The organism is Pseudomonas sp. NC02, assembly GCF_002874965.1.
Taxonomy (GTDB): Bacteria; Pseudomonadota; Gammaproteobacteria; order Pseudomonadales; family Pseudomonadaceae; genus Aquipseudomonas.
In genome coordinates this window covers 2,267,859-2,284,550 of the sequence record NZ_CP025624.1, presented here as the reverse complement: position 1 = coordinate 2,284,550, position 16,692 = coordinate 2,267,859, and the positions used below count along the sequence as shown (strand labels likewise).

At 61.3% G+C, this 16,692-nt stretch carries 13 protein-coding genes and 4 tRNA genes; 1 reads left to right on the top strand and 16 read right to left on the bottom strand.

Going from position 1 to position 16,692, the window contains the following annotated elements; translation table 11 throughout:
* Positions 1 to 48 precede the first annotated feature (48 nt).
* Positions 49 to 1,089: a hypothetical protein gene (locus C0058_RS10715; RefSeq protein WP_102368525.1), complete on the bottom strand. Its 1,041-nt coding sequence runs from the start codon at positions 1,087 to 1,089 to the stop codon at positions 49 to 51.
* Between the two features lie 365 nt (positions 1,090 to 1,454).
* Positions 1,455 to 1,531: transfer RNA gene (locus C0058_RS10710), tRNA-Val, on the bottom strand.
* 183 nt (positions 1,532 to 1,714) lie between these two features.
* Here C0058_RS10710 and C0058_RS10705 point away from each other — a divergent pair.
* Complete coding sequence (locus C0058_RS10705) at positions 1,715 to 2,998, top strand: FAD-binding oxidoreductase (RefSeq protein ID WP_008438740.1); 1,284 nt, start codon at positions 1,715 to 1,717, stop codon at positions 2,996 to 2,998.
* Between the two features lie 166 nt (positions 2,999 to 3,164).
* Here the strand turns inward: C0058_RS10705 and C0058_RS10700 are convergent.
* The 14 genes from C0058_RS10700 to C0058_RS10635 form a co-directional block, all read right to left on the bottom strand.
* A tRNA-Asp gene (locus C0058_RS10700) sits at positions 3,165 to 3,241 on the bottom strand.
* Positions 3,242 to 3,346: 105 nt separating this feature from the next.
* Positions 3,347 to 3,423: transfer RNA gene (locus C0058_RS10695), tRNA-Asp, on the bottom strand.
* 55 nt (positions 3,424 to 3,478) lie between these two features.
* A tRNA-Val gene (locus C0058_RS10690) sits at positions 3,479 to 3,554 on the bottom strand.
* A gap of 107 nt (positions 3,555 to 3,661) precedes the next feature.
* Positions 3,662 to 4,426 carry an SDR family oxidoreductase gene (locus C0058_RS10685; protein ID WP_003212687.1) on the bottom strand — a complete coding sequence of 255 codons (765 nt, stop codon included), beginning with the start codon at positions 4,424 to 4,426 and terminating at the stop codon, positions 3,662 to 3,664.
* 11 nt (positions 4,427 to 4,437) lie between these two features.
* The gene (locus C0058_RS10680; protein WP_008438742.1) at positions 4,438 to 5,649 is read right to left on the bottom strand and encodes an O-succinylhomoserine sulfhydrylase; all 1,212 of its coding nucleotides are present in this window, start codon (positions 5,647 to 5,649) and stop codon (positions 4,438 to 4,440) included.
* Between the two features lie 66 nt (positions 5,650 to 5,715).
* On the bottom strand, positions 5,716 to 7,221 hold the full coding sequence (purF, locus tag C0058_RS10675) for an amidophosphoribosyltransferase (protein ID WP_003212683.1): 1,506 nt from the start codon (positions 7,219 to 7,221) through the stop codon (positions 5,716 to 5,718).
* A 41-nt stretch (positions 7,222 to 7,262) separates the two neighbouring features.
* Positions 7,263 to 7,820, bottom strand: coding sequence for a CvpA family protein (locus C0058_RS10670; RefSeq protein WP_003212681.1), 558 nt, complete (start codon positions 7,818 to 7,820; stop codon positions 7,263 to 7,265).
* Positions 7,821 to 8,074: 254 nt separating this feature from the next.
* Positions 8,075 to 8,737, bottom strand: coding sequence for an SPOR domain-containing protein (locus C0058_RS10665; protein WP_087693954.1), 663 nt, complete (start codon positions 8,735 to 8,737; stop codon positions 8,075 to 8,077).
* Positions 8,721 to 10,028, bottom strand: a complete 1,308-nt coding sequence (gene folC, locus C0058_RS10660) for a bifunctional tetrahydrofolate synthase/dihydrofolate synthase (RefSeq protein WP_008438745.1) — start codon at positions 10,026 to 10,028, stop codon at positions 8,721 to 8,723. The genes C0058_RS10665 and folC overlap by 17 nt, the downstream gene beginning before the upstream one ends.
* Positions 10,025 to 10,945, bottom strand: coding sequence for an acetyl-CoA carboxylase, carboxyltransferase subunit beta (gene accD, locus C0058_RS10655; protein ID WP_003212675.1), 921 nt, complete (start codon positions 10,943 to 10,945; stop codon positions 10,025 to 10,027). The genes folC and accD overlap by 4 nt, the downstream gene beginning before the upstream one ends.
* Positions 10,946 to 11,188: 243 nt before the next feature.
* Positions 11,189 to 11,821, bottom strand: coding sequence for a phosphoribosylanthranilate isomerase (locus C0058_RS10650; protein ID WP_102368524.1), 633 nt, complete (start codon positions 11,819 to 11,821; stop codon positions 11,189 to 11,191).
* 63 nt (positions 11,822 to 11,884) lie between these two features.
* The gene (gene truA / locus C0058_RS10645; RefSeq protein ID WP_003212671.1) at positions 11,885 to 12,709 is read right to left on the bottom strand and encodes a tRNA pseudouridine(38-40) synthase TruA; all 825 of its coding nucleotides are present in this window, start codon (positions 12,707 to 12,709) and stop codon (positions 11,885 to 11,887) included.
* A gap of 156 nt (positions 12,710 to 12,865) precedes the next feature.
* Positions 12,866 to 15,430, bottom strand: coding sequence for a FimV/HubP family polar landmark protein (locus C0058_RS10640; protein ID WP_102368523.1), 2,565 nt, complete (start codon positions 15,428 to 15,430; stop codon positions 12,866 to 12,868).
* A 160-nt stretch (positions 15,431 to 15,590) separates the two neighbouring features.
* A complete protein-coding gene (locus C0058_RS10635) occupies positions 15,591 to 16,601 on the bottom strand; it encodes an aspartate-semialdehyde dehydrogenase (RefSeq protein ID WP_003212668.1) in 1,011 nt (336 codons plus the stop codon).
* Positions 16,602 to 16,692: the final 91 nt, after the last annotated feature.

Below are 16,692 nucleotides of genomic sequence, written 5' to 3'. Positions count from 1 at the left end.
AATATTCCCAATAAAAAAGCCCGCTCAATGCGGGCTTTTTTTCCATGATTATCCGGAAAAAGGTATGGGTTCAACCATATAGCAATCAACGCAGTCTGAAGTGATGACGTTATCCAGGATCAGAGGGGATTCGGTCGCAGGTCGAAGGAACCCCGTACGAATGGATGCGGTATAGACCCCAACGTTTACTGTATTGAGGCGAGCCCTTGCGTTAATCGACACACAATCAATGCTGTAATTCATCCCCATCCCCAAGCCGCAATTTTCACCACCTGAATTAATCACGCGGGTAGAGTCCTGCCCCTCGATGACGACACCCCAGGCGGTCTGTTCAGGATCGACACCTGGCTCTGTAGCCGTGCAATAACTATCAAGAATGGTGTTGTACTCACCACCGTTGTCCAGCAGCAGCATGCAGCGCCCAGTCCAGTCGACCGACGTGATGTTCTCGATCACACAGTGTTGTGCGTAGTGCAGATGCAGCCCTACCGCAGCGTCCCCGGTGAATTCAAGGTTGCGGATGTACACGTTTTTAATCGGGTCACATAAAGCCACGATTGCGCCCTGGGGATGATCACGTTTGATTACGCGATTAACAATCAATGAGTTAGCCAGCACATAAATAACCTGGCGAACCTCCAGCGGGCCGTCGAGTGGCATCGGGTAGGTTGCAAAATCGGTTGAAGCATCCGAGATGACGATCCAGGAACCGTTTGTGTACGGAGTGGTATCAGCCACGGAGATTTCGGTCGTATTGACGTAGGCCGGCGCGGTCAGATAACTGCCCGGGCGAACATTACCCTGGTAGTCGATGGCGGCATAACTCGGATCTGTTGGGTCCAGCGGGTTACGACCGATCCCTGAAACGTCGATAGTGACCTTATCGATCCCTGGTGCTGGCTCGATGATCTGCCCACTGTAGGGCCAATTGTCATCACGGTTTAGCAGGACTGTTGTCCCGATCGGGCAGTCAGTGCCATTGATTTGAATCCAACGGTATCCGGCCTTCATCACCGACTGGAGTTGAGGGCCGTTATCCGCAGAAGGATTCGGGGTAAAAACATAAGGGGTATCGATGTAAATTGACATATGACTTCTCCTGATTTCCCATGGCCATTTTTCGGCGAAACAACTGTACATGCATACAGCTAAAAATCCTACAAAAGCAGCACTCTCAATGCTCACTTTATTGCCCACAGACACCGACATACGCATCACACGCGCCGGACGCGTGATCAAGCCGTTATCGCGTTCAGTAAGGCTCATGGGAGACGGGAAAAGAAGATGCCGAAGCACGCTCAGAAAGGCGCAACGGGACAAAAATCGACAAGCCAGGAGGAGCCGCCGAATCGTCATTCTGAGGGGGTAGGTTGTAAAGGCTTCGCAAATCGCAACAAAAAAGGGCCCACCTTTCGGTGAGCCCTTCTAGACCGCCCAGCAGAGCGGATTTTGTTTGGTAGGCGCGATTGGACTCGAACCAACGACCCCCACCATGTCAAGGTGGTGCTCTAACCAACTGAGCTACGTGCCTGCTGTGAGGCGGCATTCTACGGAATTCCCGAGGGGTGTCAACACCTTTTTTGCAGCTAAGCCTATGAATATGCGAATTTTTTATTTGTGGCCAGCACAACCGTATTTTCCGGCGGCTGGCAGCGGATTTTCAACTCAGGTAGGATCGGCGCACTCGTAAAAAATATAAAACAGAGGTTCCAGGATGGCGAACACCCCCTACCCCCAGTCGTATTACGCCGCGTCTGCGAATGCGGTACCTCCTCGCCCAGAGCTGCAAGGTGAAGTCGAAACCGATGTGTGCGTGATTGGCGCCGGTTATACCGGCCTGTCCAGTGCGCTGTTCCTGCTGGAAAACGGCTTTAGCGTGACAGTGCTGGAAGCTGCCAAGGTAGGCTTTGGCGCGTCGGGCCGTAATGGTGGGCAGATCGTCAACAGCTACAGCCGTGATATCGATGTGATCGAGCGCAGTGTCGGCCCCCAGCAGGCGAAATTACTCGGCGACATGGCATTTGAAGGCGGCAGGATCATTCGGGAGCGGGTGGCCAAGTATCAGATCCAGTGCGATCTGAAGGACGGCGGTGTATTTGCGGCACTGAACAGCAAGCACATGGGCCACCTGGAGTCGCAGAAGCGCCTGTGGGAGCGCTACGGCCACACCCAGCTGGAGCTGCTGGACGAGCGGCGCATTCGAGAAGTGGTCGCCTGTGACAACTATGTGGGCGGCCTGCTCGACATGAGCGGCGGGCACATTCACCCGCTGAACCTGGCGCTGGGCGAAGCGGCAGCCGTGGAGTCCCTGGGCGGCACGATTTATGAGCAGTCGGCGGCGACTCGCATCGAGCGCGGCGCCAATCCGGTGGTGCATACGGCGCACGGCAAGGTCAGGGCCAAGTTCATTATTGTCGCGGGCAACGCCTATCTGGGGAACCTGGTTCCGGAACTGGCGGCCAAGTCGATGCCGTGTGGTACGCAGGTGATTACCACCGCACCACTGGGCGATGAACTGGCGAAGACGCTGCTGCCACAGGATTACTGCGTCGAGGACTGCAATTACCTGCTGGACTACTACCGCCTGACGAGCGACAAGCGCCTGATCTTCGGCGGTGGCGTGGTGTACGGCGCGCGTGACCCGGCGAATATCGAGGCGATCATCCGGCCGAAGATGCTCAAGGCCTTCCCGCAGCTCAAGGACGTGAAGATCGACTACGCCTGGACCGGCAATTTCCTGCTGACCTTGTCGCGCCTGCCGCAGGTCGGTCGCCTGGGGGATAACATCTACTACTCCCAGGGCTGTAGCGGCCATGGCGTGACGTATACCCACTTGGCGGGCAAGGTACTGGCGGAAGCGCTGAGAGGCCAGGCAGAACGTTTTGATGCGTTTGCCGGCCTGCCGCACTACCCCTTCCCCGGCGGACAACTGTTGCGCACGCCGTTTGCGGCGCTGGGGGCCTGGTATTACGGGTTGCGGGACAAGCTGGGATTCTGACCCCGGACCACGGGGCTGGCTTGCCGGCCCCTGTACTTGCCGCGCCGGCACCCAATCGCAGACACAAAAAACCCCGGTCTTTCGACCAGGGTCTTTGCTATCGATCCAACCAAGCCAGCGGCTTGCTTTGGCGTCTCAGGGCGTTCAGTGGGCCCTGGAACAGATATGGCGCAGCGGACGGGACTCGAACCCGCGACCCCCGGCGTGACAGGCCGGTATTCTAACCGACTGAACTACCGCTGCGTATCGCTCAGACTGCTGAAGTGTCACCTTCAACCGCCTTCAAACATCTGACTGACCAGCCTTGGCTGTTCAATCTCAAATCTGAAACATCAGACCTGGAAAATATGGCGCAGCGGACGGGACTCGAACCCGCGACCCCCGGCGTGACAGGCCGGTATTCTAACCGACTGAACTACCGCTGCGCGTCGGTGCAACCTTTAACGTTGCGTCTTGCCCTAGGGCAAAACTCTCAAGAAGTGGTGGGTGATGACGGGATCGAACCGCCGACCCTCTGCTTGTAAGGCAGATGCTCTCCCAGCTGAGCTAATCACCCTTTGCTTCGTTGAGGCCGCGAAATTTACGCAGGTAGCGGACCTAAGTCAATAGCCTGCTTGAAGTTTTTCTGAAAAAGACAAAATGGCTTCAGGACCGCGACCCGCCCTACTCGGTGTAAATCATCTTCTTGCTCATGCCGCCGTCGACGACGAACTCTTGCCCGGTGACAAACCCGGCATTGCGCGACAGCAACCACGCCACCATCGCCGCTACGTCTTCCACAGTGCCTACCCTGCCCGCCGGGTGCTGGGCGTGATCCGCATCCGTCAGCGGCTCGGCACGGCGTGCAGCCGGGTCACGGGCATCGATCCAGCCCGGGCTGACGGCATTGACCCGTACTTCCGGCCCGAGGCTGATAGCCAACGCGTGGGTCAGGGCCAGCAAACCGCCCTTGCTCGCCGCATAGGCTTCGGTGTCCGGTTCCGACTGGCGTGCCCGGGTCGACGCCAGGTTGACAATGGCGCCGCCGTGGGCCCGCAGGTAGGGCGCACAGTGCTTGGCCAGCAACATGGGACCACTGAGGTTCACCGCCAGTACACGATTCCAGTAAGCCAGGTCGAGACTTTCCAGGGTGATGTTGCGCGGGTCGGCCACAGCGGCATTGCACACCAGCGCATCCAGGCGCCCGAACTGGCCAAGTACCTCGGCCACCCCCTGGGCAACCTGCCGCTCATCGGCCACGTCCATGGTAATAAACCAGGCGTTGTCGCCGAGCACCTTGGACACCTTGGAACCGCGCTCACGGTCCAGGTCCGTCAATACCACCTGCCAGCCTTCGCTGATCAACCAGGCGGCAATCCCCAGGCCGATGCCCCGCGCCGCGCCGGTCACCAGCGCGACCCGCCCGTTACTGGCGCTCGCCGCCTCCATGGACCACTCGATCACAGGGCAGCCAACCCACGGGCCAGGTCGGCCTGCAGGTCAGCGACGTCTTCCAGGCCCACGGCAATGCGGATCAGGCTGTCACGAATCCCGGCAGCTTCACGCTCCTGCGGCGCCAGGCGGCCGTGGGAGGTGGTGCTCGGGTGAGTGATAGTGGTCTTGCTGTCACCCAGGTTGGCGGTGATGGAGATCAGGCGAGTCGCATCGATAAAGCGCCAGGCGCCCTCTTTGCCGCCCTTGACTTCGAAACTCACCACGGCGCCGAAACCACGCTGCTGGCGCTGGGCCAACTCGTGTTGCGGGTGGCTCTTGAGCCCGGCGTAGTGGACTTTCTCGATGCCGTCCTGCTGCTCCAGCCACTCGGCCAGGGCCTGGGCGTTGGCACAATGGGCCTTCATCCGCAGGCTCAAGGTCTCCAGGCCTTTAAGGAAGATCCAGGCGTTGAACGGGCTCAGGGTCGGGCCGGCGGTGCGCAAGAAGCCCACCACTTCCTTCATCTGCTCGCTGCGGCCGGCAACCACGCCCCCCATGCAACGGCCCTGGCCGTCGATGAACTTGGTGGCCGAGTGCACAACGATGTCTGCGCCCAGCTTCAGCGGCTGCTGCAATGCAGGGGTGCAGAAGCAGTTGTCGACGATCAGCATCGCGCCCTTGGCGTGGGCCACTTCGGACAATGCGGCAATGTCCACCAGCTCGGCCAATGGATTGGACGGCGACTCGACGAACAGCAATTTGGTGTTGGCCTTGATGGCCGCGTCCCAGCCGGACAGGTCCGCCAGCGGCACGTAGTCGACTTCAATACCAAAACGCTTGAAGTACTTTTCGAACAGGCTGATGGTCGAACCAAACACGCTGCGCGATACCAGGACGTGGTCGCCGGCACTGCACAGGCTCATGACTACCGCGAGAATCGCGGCCATGCCCGTGGCAGTGGCGACAGCCTGCTCGGCGCCTTCCAGCGCGGCGATACGCTCTTCGAACGCGCGCACGGTCGGGTTGGTGTAACGCGAATAAACGTTGCCCGGCACTTCACCGGCAAAACGCGCAGCGGCGTCGGCCGCAGTGCGGAACACATAGCTGGAGGTAAAGAACATCGGGTCACCGTGCTCACCTTCCGGGGTGCGGTGCTGGCCGGCGCGCACAGCCAGGGTATCGAAAGCTACGCCATCGAGGTCACTGTCCAAGCGACCGGCATCCCATTCCTGACTCATGCTCTACTCCTCAACTCGAATGCTTTATCAAAGATACAAAACCGGCCCCTCAGGGCCGGTGTCTACTCAGTTGTTGTACAGGTCGATGATCGCGCTGACCGCCTGGGTCTTGATCTTCGAGGAATCGTTACGGGCCTGCTCGATCTTGTTCAGGTAGGCCTCGTCGACATCGCCGGTGACGTACTTGCCGTCGAACACCGCGCAATCGAACTCCTCGATCTTGATCTTGCCACCACCGACGGCTTCGATCAGATCCGGCAGGTCCTGGTAGATCAGCCAGTCGGCGCCGATCAGGTCCGCAACGTCCTGGGTCGAACGGTTGTGGGCGATCAGTTCGTGGGCGCTCGGCATGTCGATGCCGTACACGTTCGGGTAACGCACGGCAGGCGCGGCGGAACAGAAGTAAACGTTCTTCGCACCGGCTTCGCGGGCCATCTGGATGATCTGCTTGCAGGTGGTGCCGCGTACGATGGAGTCATCCACCAGCATCACGTTCTTGCCGCGGAACTCCAGCTCGATCGCGTTGAGCTTCTGGCGCACCGACTTCTTGCGCGCAGCCTGGCCAGGCATGATGAAGGTACGGCCGATGTAACGGTTCTTGACGAAGCCTTCGCGGAATTTCACGCCCAGGTGGTTCGCCAACTCCAGCGCAGCGGTGCGGCTGGTGTCCGGGATCGGGATAACCACGTCGATGTCGTGATCCGGGCGCTCGCGCAGGATCTTGTCCGCCAGCTTCTCGCCCATGCGCAGGCGCGCCTTGTACACCGAAACACCGTCGATGATCGAATCCGGACGCGCCAGGTAGACGTGTTCGAAGATGCACGGGGTAAGTTTCGGGTTCAGTGCGCACTGACGGGTGTGCAGCTTGCCGTCTTCAGTGATGTAGACCGCTTCGCCCGGCGCCAGGTCGCGAATCAGGGTAAAGCCCAGCACGTCCAGGGACACGCTTTCGGAAGCGATCATGTACTCGACGCCTTCGTCGGTATGACGCTGGCCGAACACGATCGGGCGGATGCCGTGGGGGTCGCGGAAACCGACGATACCGTAGCCGGTCACCATCGCCACTACCGCATAGCCACCGACGCAGCGGTTGTGCACGTCAGTCACGGCAGCGAACACGTCTTCTTCGGTCGGCTGCAGCTTGCCGCGCTGGGCCAGCTCGTGGGCGAACACGTTCAGCAGTACTTCGGAGTCCGAGTTGGTGTTGACGTGGCGCAGGTCAGATTCGTAAATCTCCTTGGCCAGTTGTTCAACGTTGGTCAGGTTGCCGTTGTGCGCCAGGGTGATGCCATAGGGCGAGTTGACGTAGAACGGCTGGGCTTCGGCCGAGGTCGAGCTGCCCGCTGTCGGGTAGCGCACGTGGCCAATGCCCATGTGCCCGACCAGGCGCTGCATGTGGCGCTGATGGAACACGTCACGCACCAGACCATTGTCCTTGCGCAGGAATAACCGGCCGTCGTGGCTGGTCACAATACCGGCAGCATCCTGGCCGCGGTGCTGGAGGACGGTTAGCGCGTCATACAGCGCCTGATTCACGTTCGACTTACCGACGATACCGACGATGCCACACATGCGACGCAACCCCTACTTAATGAATCTTGACTGAACACAACTTACTGAGGCGTTTTGGCCGGCAAGAGGTGTTCCTTGAACGGAAGATCAGCGGGTACGCTGATCCCGCTGGCCAGCCACTGACTGCTCCACCCCAAAATGAGGTTTTTGGACCAATCTGCAACCAATAGAAATTTTGGCACGAGTACCGACTCCTGCCACCACGAATCCTGCTGTACCGGCCCCAGGCTCAACAGCCCGACCGCCACGACCACCAGCAAGCCGCCACGCGCGGCGCCGAAGGCCATGCCGAGAAATCGATCGGTCCCGGAGAGGCCGGTGACGCGTATCAATTCGCCGATAAGATAATTGACCATTGCCCCCACCAACAACGTGGCGATGAACATGATGGCGCAGCCCGCGATGACGCGAGCCGAAGGTGTCTCGATGTATCCGGCCAGGTAGACAGACAATGAACCGCCGAACATCCAGGCTACAACTCCTGCGATGATCCATGTCAGCAGCGACAATGCTTCTTTGACGAAGCCGCGGCTCAGACTGATCAAAGCGGAGATGGCGACGATTGCAACGATCGCCCAATCAACCCAGGTAAATGGCACAGTTCAGCCTACAGACGGATAAGGCGGCGCATTTTAGCAGAGCGCTGGGCTATCGGTAAGCTGTGATTGGCAGTGCATTTGAAATCAATGAGTTATAGGGGAAACCGGCCTGTTGCGGCACACCCAAAACACTTGTGGGAGCGGGCCTGCTCGCGAAGGCGGTGGGGCAGCCAATAAATCTGCTGACTGATACGCCGCTTCGCGAGCAAGCCCGCTCCCACATTGACCGCATCCCAGCTTGAATCCTTGCAGCCTCAGCCTTTTTCGGGCTGGAAGCGAACCACAAAACCCTTGAGGTTCTGCTGGCGATCCAACAGGTCCCGCAGGCGATCGGCTTCAGCCCGCTCGATCAGCGGCCCGATGAATACCCGGTTCTTGCCATCGGCGCTGCGGATATAGGCGTTGTAACCCTGGGTGCGCAGCTTCTTCTGCAACGCATCAGCACTTTCGCGGTTAGCCAGGCTGGCCAGCTGGATCGACCAGCTGATCGGCAAGCCATTCGGGTCAATACGGCTCTGGCCCACGTCCGGCTTGCCCGGTGCCGCAGGTTGCGGGGCCACAGGTTTTGGTGCTGGCGCCGGCGCCGCAGGCTTCGCAGCAACTGCAGGAGCAGCAGGCGCAGGCTTAACCACCGGCACGCTCGGCTGCACCGGCATCGACGGCGCTTGCTGTGCAGCCACTTCGTCATCGGTCGGCACCGGCTCTTCTTCCGGCAGCGCTTGCGGCTCGGGAACCACCACCGGCTCAACCTGAACCTGAGGCACCGCAGGCGCCTGGGGCGCAGCTGGCGCTTCAACGGTCACTTGGCGCTGCTCATCCTGACGGGAAAACAGCATCGGCAGGAAAATCACCGCCAACGCCACCAGGACCAGGGCTCCAACCATTCGCTGCTTGTATGCGCTATCCAGTAATGCCATGTGCAGCTTCCTCCGTGGAGCGCCGGGCCAACCATTCGAGCGCCTCGGCAACACAATAAAATGATCCGAACAACAGAATCTCATCCTCAGGCGTCGCAACCGCGCACTGGGCTTCCAGGGCGGCTGTCACGCTTGCATGGGACGTCACGGACGCGCCAAGGTTCTGCAAGGCAACCTGCAACTCGATGGCAGGACGACTGCGGGACGTATCCAGCGGTGCAACCGCCCAGGCCTGGACGTCGCCCAGCAAGGGTGCAACCACGCCGTCCAGGTCCTTGTCGGACAACAACCCGAACACCGCGAGGCGGCGACCGGCGGGCGGCGTGCGTGCCAGGCGCCTGGCCAGGTATTCAGCGGCGTGAGGGTTATGCCCCACGTCCAGCAGCAGGTTCAGGCGCTTGCCCTCCCAGTCGAACGTGCGCCGGTCAAGGCGCCCCACCACGCGAGTAGCCTGCAACGTAGCGGCAATCTGCTCGGCATGCCAGGGCAAATCCAGCAACAGGTAGGCTTGCAGCGCGAGCGCCGCGTTTTCCATCGGCAGGTTCAGCAGTGGCAAGTCGCGCAACTCAACAGTTTGACCACGCGCGTCAAGCCCGCGCCATTGCCAGAATTGGTCGCCAATCTCGAGATTGAAATCACGCCCGCGCAGGAAGAACGGGCAATCCAGCTCGCGCACCTTGTCCAGCAAGGTATGCGGCGGGTCCAGGTCGCCGCACAGTGCAGGCTTGCCCTGGCGGAAGATCCCGGCTTTTTCATAGGCCACGGACTCACGGGTGTTACCCAGGTAGTCCGCATGGTCGACGCCAATACTGGTAATCAGCGCCAGGTCGGCATCCACCACGTTGACCGTGTCCAGACGCCCACCCAGGCCGACTTCCAGCACCACTACATCCAGCTGCGCACGCTCGAACAGCCAGAACGCCGCCAGGGTGCCCATCTCGAAATAGGTCAGGGAAATCTCGCCACGCCCGGCATCAAGTGCGGCGAAGGCTTCGCAGAGTTGCTCGTCAGTGGCTTCGACGCCATTGAGCTGCACCCGCTCGTTGTAGCGCAGCAGGTGCGGCGAGTTGTACACGCCGACCTTCAGGCCCTGGGCTTGCAGCAAGGCCGCGACAAAGGCGCAGGTAGAGCCCTTGCCGTTGGTGCCGGTCACCGTGATCACACGCGGCGCCGGCCGGCCCAACCCGAGGCGGGCCGCTACCTGTTGCGAGCGCTCCAGGCCCATGTCGATGGCTGACGGATGCAACTGCTCAAGGTAGGCGAGCCATTCGCCCAGGGTACGTTGGGTCATATGTTTGCAGGCACCGGTGGCACGACAATCGGCTCGATTTTAGGCGCGACGTACACAGGTGTCGGCAGGCCCATCATTTGCGCCAGCAGGCTACCCAGGCGCGGACGCAGTTCGCCGCGCGGAATGATCAGATCGATCGCGCCGTGCTCAAGCAGGAACTCGCTGCGCTGGAAACCTTCCGGCAGTTTTTCGCGAACGGTCTGCTCGATAACACGCGGGCCGGCAAAGCCGATCAGCGCCTTCGGCTCACCGACGATCACGTCACCCAGCATCGCCAGGCTGGCGGACACACCGCCGTAGACCGGGTCGGTCAGCACGGAGATGAACGGAATACCTTCTTCGCGCAGACGCGCCAGTACCGCGGAGGTCTTGGCCATTTGCATCAGGGAGATCAGTGCTTCCTGCATCCGCGCACCACCGGAGGCGGCGAAGCAGATCATCGGGCAACGGTTTTCCAGCGCGTAGTTGGCGGCACGTACGAAACGCTCACCGACGATGGCGCCCATCGAGCCGCCCATGAAGGAGAATTCGAAGGCCGAAACCACCACCGGCATGCCTAGCAGCTTGCCGCTGACGGAAATCAGCGCGTCCTTTTCACCGGTCTGCTTCTGGGCCGCGGTCAGGCGGTCCTTGTACTTCTTGCCGTCGCGGAACTTCAAACGGTCAACCGGCTCCAGGTCAGCGCCCAGTTCGGAGCGACCATCGGCGTCGAGGAAAATATCAATGCGGGCGCGGGCGCCGATACGCATGTGGTGATTGCACTTGGGGCAAACGTCCAGGGTCTTTTCCAGCTCCGGGCGGTACAGCACCGCGTCGCAGGATGGGCACTTGTGCCAAAGACCTTCAGGAACCGAGCTTTTCTTCACCTCGGAACGCATGATCGAAGGGATCAGTTTGTCTACTAACCAGTTGCTCATGCTTTCTTTCTCCAGTACCGGTGGCTTGAACACAGCCCCGCGTATGCCCTTGAGCTAAATTCATATGTGGCGATGACACAAACTGGACGGGGTCAGACGTTCGACCAGCCATTTCCTGCCTGTGCCCTCAGCCTTCCAGACAACCTGCCGTGCAGGGTTGCCACTTCATTTCCGGGCCTCCCACAGGCGGCGCCGGGCTGTTTTACACAGTGGTAGTTATGGACGGCGGCAGACTGCCAGCCGTCACATCGTCCCGCTGCTGTCGCGCACGGCCTGCATGAATGCGCGAATCCTTGCGTGATCCTTGATGCCCTTGCCCTGCTCTACCCCACCGCTGACGTCCACGGCATACGGCCGAACCTGCTGGATGGCACTGGCCACGTTGTCCGGATTCAGGCCGCCCGCGAGGATAATCGGCTTGCTCAACCCTTCGGGAATCAACGACCAGTCAAACGCCTCGCCCGTACCACCGGGAACGCCTTCGACGTAGGTGTCGAGAAGAATCCCGCGAGCCCCGCCATAGGCAGCGCATGCCGCAGCAATATCGTCCCCGGCCTTGACCCGCAGCGCCTTGATGTACGGGCGCTGGTAGCTCTCGCACTCGTCCGGACTCTCATCGCCATGGAACTGCAGCATGTCCAGTTGCACGGCGTCGAGGGTTTCATTGAGCTCGCAGCGGCTGGCGTTGACGAACAACCCCACGGTGGTCACGAACGGCGGCAACGCGGCAATGATCGCCCGCGCCCGCAACACATTCACCGCCCGCGGGCTTTTGGCATAAAACACGAAACCGATGGCATCGGCCCCCGCCTCGACCGCCGCCAACGCGTCTTCTATGCGGGTAATCCCGCAAATCTTGCTGCGAACGGCAGACATGTCGATGAAACCTCAGGGCGTGTCCGGGAAAGTCCCGGATGGTAACAAATGCTTTTGAGGGCGTCAGCCGCCAAGTTCGCTGAAACCTGTGAGGAAGTGTGGCCCGATGAATCGCTGGGGCAATTCGAACTCGTCGCGGTACTCCACATCCACCAGGTACAGGCCGAACGGATGCGCCGTGACGCCGCCGGTACGGCGAATCCGGCTTTCCAGGACTTCCCTGGCCCATTCCACCGGGCGTTCGCCGGTACCGATGGTCATCAGCACCCCGGCGATATTGCGCACCATATGGTGCAGGAACGCGCCGGCGCGGATATCCAGCACGATCATCTTGCCGTGGCGCGTCACCCGCAGGTGATGGACTTCCTTGATCGGCGACTTGGCCTGGCACTGGCCGGCACGGAACGCGCTGAAATCGTGGATACCTACAAGATGCTGGGCCGCCTCGGCCATGCGCTCGGCGTCCAGCGGGCGGTGGTTCCAGGTGATTTCTTCGTTGAGATGGGCCGGGCGGATCTGATCGTTGTAGATCACATAGCGATAACGCCGGGCGATGGCCTTGAAGCGCGCGTGAAAGTCCGCCGGCATTACCTTGGCCCAACTGACGCTGACGTCGTGGGGCAAGTTGATATTGGCGCCCATCACCCATGCCTTCATCGAGCGCTCGGCCTGAGTGTCAAAGTGCACCACTTGCCCGCAAGCGTGCACGCCGGCATCGGTCCGCCCGGCGCACATCAGCGACACCGGTGAGTCGGCGACTTTCGACAGGGCCTTCTCCAGGGTTTCCTGCACCGTCGGCACACCGGAGGCCTGGCGTTGCCAGCCACGATAGCGCGAGCCTTTGTATTCCACGCCCAGGGCGATTCTGAAAAAGCCTGCGGCCGCCATTTCGGCGGCCGCGTTATCTATATTTGCCAAGAACTGAGAGCCCGATGAGTTGCGCAAAGGCGGCCATTATAAGGCCGTGCGCCTGGGACGCCATGGGTTTGGTGCCTGGATGGCAAAACGGCAGCCCGAAGGCTGCCGTTGTATTTACCGCGCGTATCAAGCCAGCCGGCTGAGCATTTCCTTGGCCTCGCCCTTCTGACCGTCATCGCCTTCCTTGAGCACCTCGCCAAGAATGTCCCGCGCACCGTCGGCATCGCCCATGTCGATGTAGGCCTGCGCCAGGTCGAGCTTGGTGGCCACTTCGTCGGTACCCGAGAGGAAGTCGAATTCCGGCTCATCGCCACCCAACGCCGCGTCGTCGGCGGTGAAGGACGGTTCGATTGGCGGATGTTCCAGGCTTTGCGACAGGCGATCCAGCTCGGCGTTGACATCATCAAGCTCCGACGCAAACGCGTCCGGCTTGGCCGCTGCAGGCGCCTCGGGTTCGTCGGCCAGGGACAGGTCGAAATCCTCAGGCAGGTCGAGGTCATCCAGGTCGGCCGGCGTCAGTGTCGGCGGCTCTACCGGCGGCAGGTCCTTCATCTGGTCTTCAAGGCCGGAGAGGAAGTCGTCGTCTGACTGGGTCGACGAGGGTGGATCGAGTTGCAGGTCCAGGTCGAAATCCGAGAGGTCTTCCGCGCTGGCCTTGGCCTCGGTCTGCTGTTGCAGCACCGATTCAAAGCTCAGGTCGTCGTCCGACGTCGGGCGGACCACAGCTGGCGAAGCAGCCTCCAGATCGTCCAGGCTGAGGTCGAAGTCAGTGTCAAACGCGTCCGGCGCAGGCTCAGGTGCAGGCGGTGCCGGGTCGTCCTTGAGCAGGTCCTTGACGTATTGGGCGTCGAGAGCGGCAGCGGCAACGGCAGCGCTGACGCCTGCTGCGAACACGGCCATGGCCGGGAAGCGGCTTTTCAGCTGTTCGACCTGGGCATGGTTGTCGCCATTGGCGACCAACTGGCGCTCCTGGGTGACAAATCCGTCCTTGTTACCCTGCAAGCCGTGGACTTCCATCAGCTTGAGACGCAGGTCACTGCGGGCGGGCTCTTGCTTGATTGCATCTTCCAGCACTTCCGCAGCCTGGTTCAGGTGGCCACGGTCGATATGCGACTGGGCTTGCGCCAGGGCGTCGGTCGGACGCTGCACAGCAACAGGTGCGACCACCGGCGCAATCACCGGGGCAACCACCGCCGCCGGGGCTGGAGCTGGAGCTGGAGCTGGAGCCAGCTTGACGTTCGGCGGCGGTACATCAAGGCCTTCGAAACTGTCAGATGGCAGGTCGTGATCAATGTTCGGCGCAAATTCCGGCTCTTCAGCCAGGGCCCGCGCCATGCGCAGGTGCTTTTCTTCTTCAAGGCGCGCATTGCGATGACGGGCCCACAGCAGCAGAAGCAACAGCACCAGCAAACCCGCTGCGCCGCCGATCACCCCCAGCACGATCGGGTTGGTCAGCAGGTCATTGAATTTACCTTCAGTGCTGGCAGGCGCCGCATCCGGCTTGACCGGGGTCTCGACCGGCGCAGCCGCAGGGGTTGCTGCCGGAGCTGCCGTTGCCGGCGCCGCCGGTTGTGCAGCCAGCTCGGCCGGCATCGCCGCCGTTGCAGCAGGCTGCGCCGCAGCGCCACCCGGGGTCTGCAACTTGGCCAGCTGGTTGTTCTTGAGCTCGATCAGCCGCTGCAGCTTGTCCAGCTGACTTTGCAGGTCAGCCATGCGGCTTTTCAGTTCTTCGTTCTCGCGACGGGTCGAATCCAGGCTTTCCTGGGTCACCGCCAGCTTGTTGTTCAAGGCCCGGCTGTCGCCCGCCGCGCCCTTCCCGCCTTTCCTGGCCGCTTCGGCCGAGACCAGGCTCAAATTGTCCTTGGTATTGGTCTGCGACGGTGCATTACCCGCCTGGGTACGCTTGGTCGCATCCAGCTGCGCCTTGCCGGCGAGCTGATTGCCGCCACGGCGGCCCTCGCGCCACGCCGCGTTTTGCGCCGTCACTTCAGCAATCGCCTCGGGCTGCGGCAGGCTGGTGCTTTGCCCCGAATCCGGCAGGCGCAGGACCTGGCCGGTTTTCATGCGGTTGATGTTGCCGTCGATAAAGGCGTCAGGGTTCAGCGCCTGAATGGCCAGCATGGTCTGCTGCACCGAGGCGCCATTGCGGTTTTTCGCGGCGATTTCCCACAAGGTGTCACGGGAAGTCGTGGTGTGTTCCTTGGCCTTGGTGACTGCCGGAGCCGTCGTCGCAGGCGCACTCAAGCGTGGCGTGGGTGCAGGTGCACCGGCGGCCGGGGTCGACTGGTCGAACTTGGCCGGGTCCAGCAACACGCTGTAGTCGCGCATCAGGCGACCGTTGGGCCATTGCACCTGCAGCAGGAAACGCACGTAGGAATCCGGCAGCGGCTTGCTGGAGGTGACACGCACCACACTGCGGCCGTTGGGATTGACCACCGGGGTAAAGGTCAGGTCGTTCAGGAACGCCTGGCGATCGACGCCCGCATCCACAAAGGCCTGGGACGACGCGAGGCTGGGGGTGATCTCGGAGGCGGTCAGGCCACCGACATCGAGCAACTCGATTTCCACCGACAGCGGCTGGTTCAGCTTCGACTTGAGGGTCATCTCCCCAAGCTGCAGTGCTTGCGCCATACCGGAGGACAGCGCCGAGGCGGCCGCTATTGCTAACACCAGTTTGCGAACTTGAACCATAGCCTCATCCTTTTTGAACACTCCCCGGCCGGCGAGAAGGTGGGTAACCGCTGCCATTAGGCATGGCGAGCCGATAGGTCACCGACGCGCAATTTTTCCAGCTTGGGGCCAAGCATAGCGCTTGGCTAGAATCAATCTACAAATTGCCGCCAAGTATCTTTTACACAAGGCCTTTTATCAACAACTGCGCCAGCTGTACGGCGTTCAGTGCCGCCCCTTTGCGTACGTTATCTGACGCCAGCCACATATTTAGTTCCGCAGGGTCATCAACACCGGCACGAACCCGGCCCACGTAGACCACGTCCTGACCGACCGCATCGCCCACAGCCGTGGGGTAATCGCCCTCTTCCACCAACTCGACACCCGGTGCCGAGTCCAGGGCACGGTTGACGGCAGCGAGATCCACCGCTGCCCCCAATTGCAGTGACACAGTCAGGCTATCGCCAAAAAACACCGGGGCTTGAACGCAAGTGACGGAAATCTTTAGCAAAGGCATTTCCAGCACGGCGCGCAATTCGTGCACCAGGCGTTTTTCCAGGGCAGTGTGGCCTTGCGCGTCAGGCTTGCCGACCTGGGCCAGCAGGTTAAAGGCCATTTGCCGGTCGAAGAACTTCGGCTCCAGCGGGCGCACATTCAGCAACTCGGCGGTCTGCCGGGCGAGTTCGCTGACAGCCTCACGGCCCTGGGCGGAAACGGCGAGGTTGGCGGTGACGTTGACGCGCTGAATGTCCAGCAAGCCGCGCAGTGGCGCCAGCACCACGGCCAGGGCAGTCGCCGACGGGCTTGGGCTGCTGACCTGATAAGGTTTTTTCAGGCCATCGAGGATCTGCGCGTTGGCTTCCGGCACTACCTGCGGCGCCTGATCGGCCGGCAAGGCGCCGGACAAGTCGATCAGGGTGCAGCCCGCAGCGGTGGCGCGCGGGGCAAAACTCAAGGTGACCGCAGGGCCGGCGGCGAAGAACACCAGTTGGACTTTGCTGAAATCGAATTCATCGACTTCCCGCACCCGCACGTTCTTGCCACGAAACGGCACCGAATGCCCGGCCGACTCGCTGCTGGCCAACAGGTGCAGGCTGCCTACCGGGAAGTCCTGCTCTTCGAGGATCTGCACCAGGGTTTCGCCAACGGTGCCGGTGGCGCCGATCACGGCAATATCAAAGGTCTGGGTCATGGGGGCTGCCTCGGGCATTGCGGGGGGAGCGGCACTTTACCGGGTGGCTGGGGGTGAGGCAATTAACCTGGGGGTTGTGGTGTGGCTGATG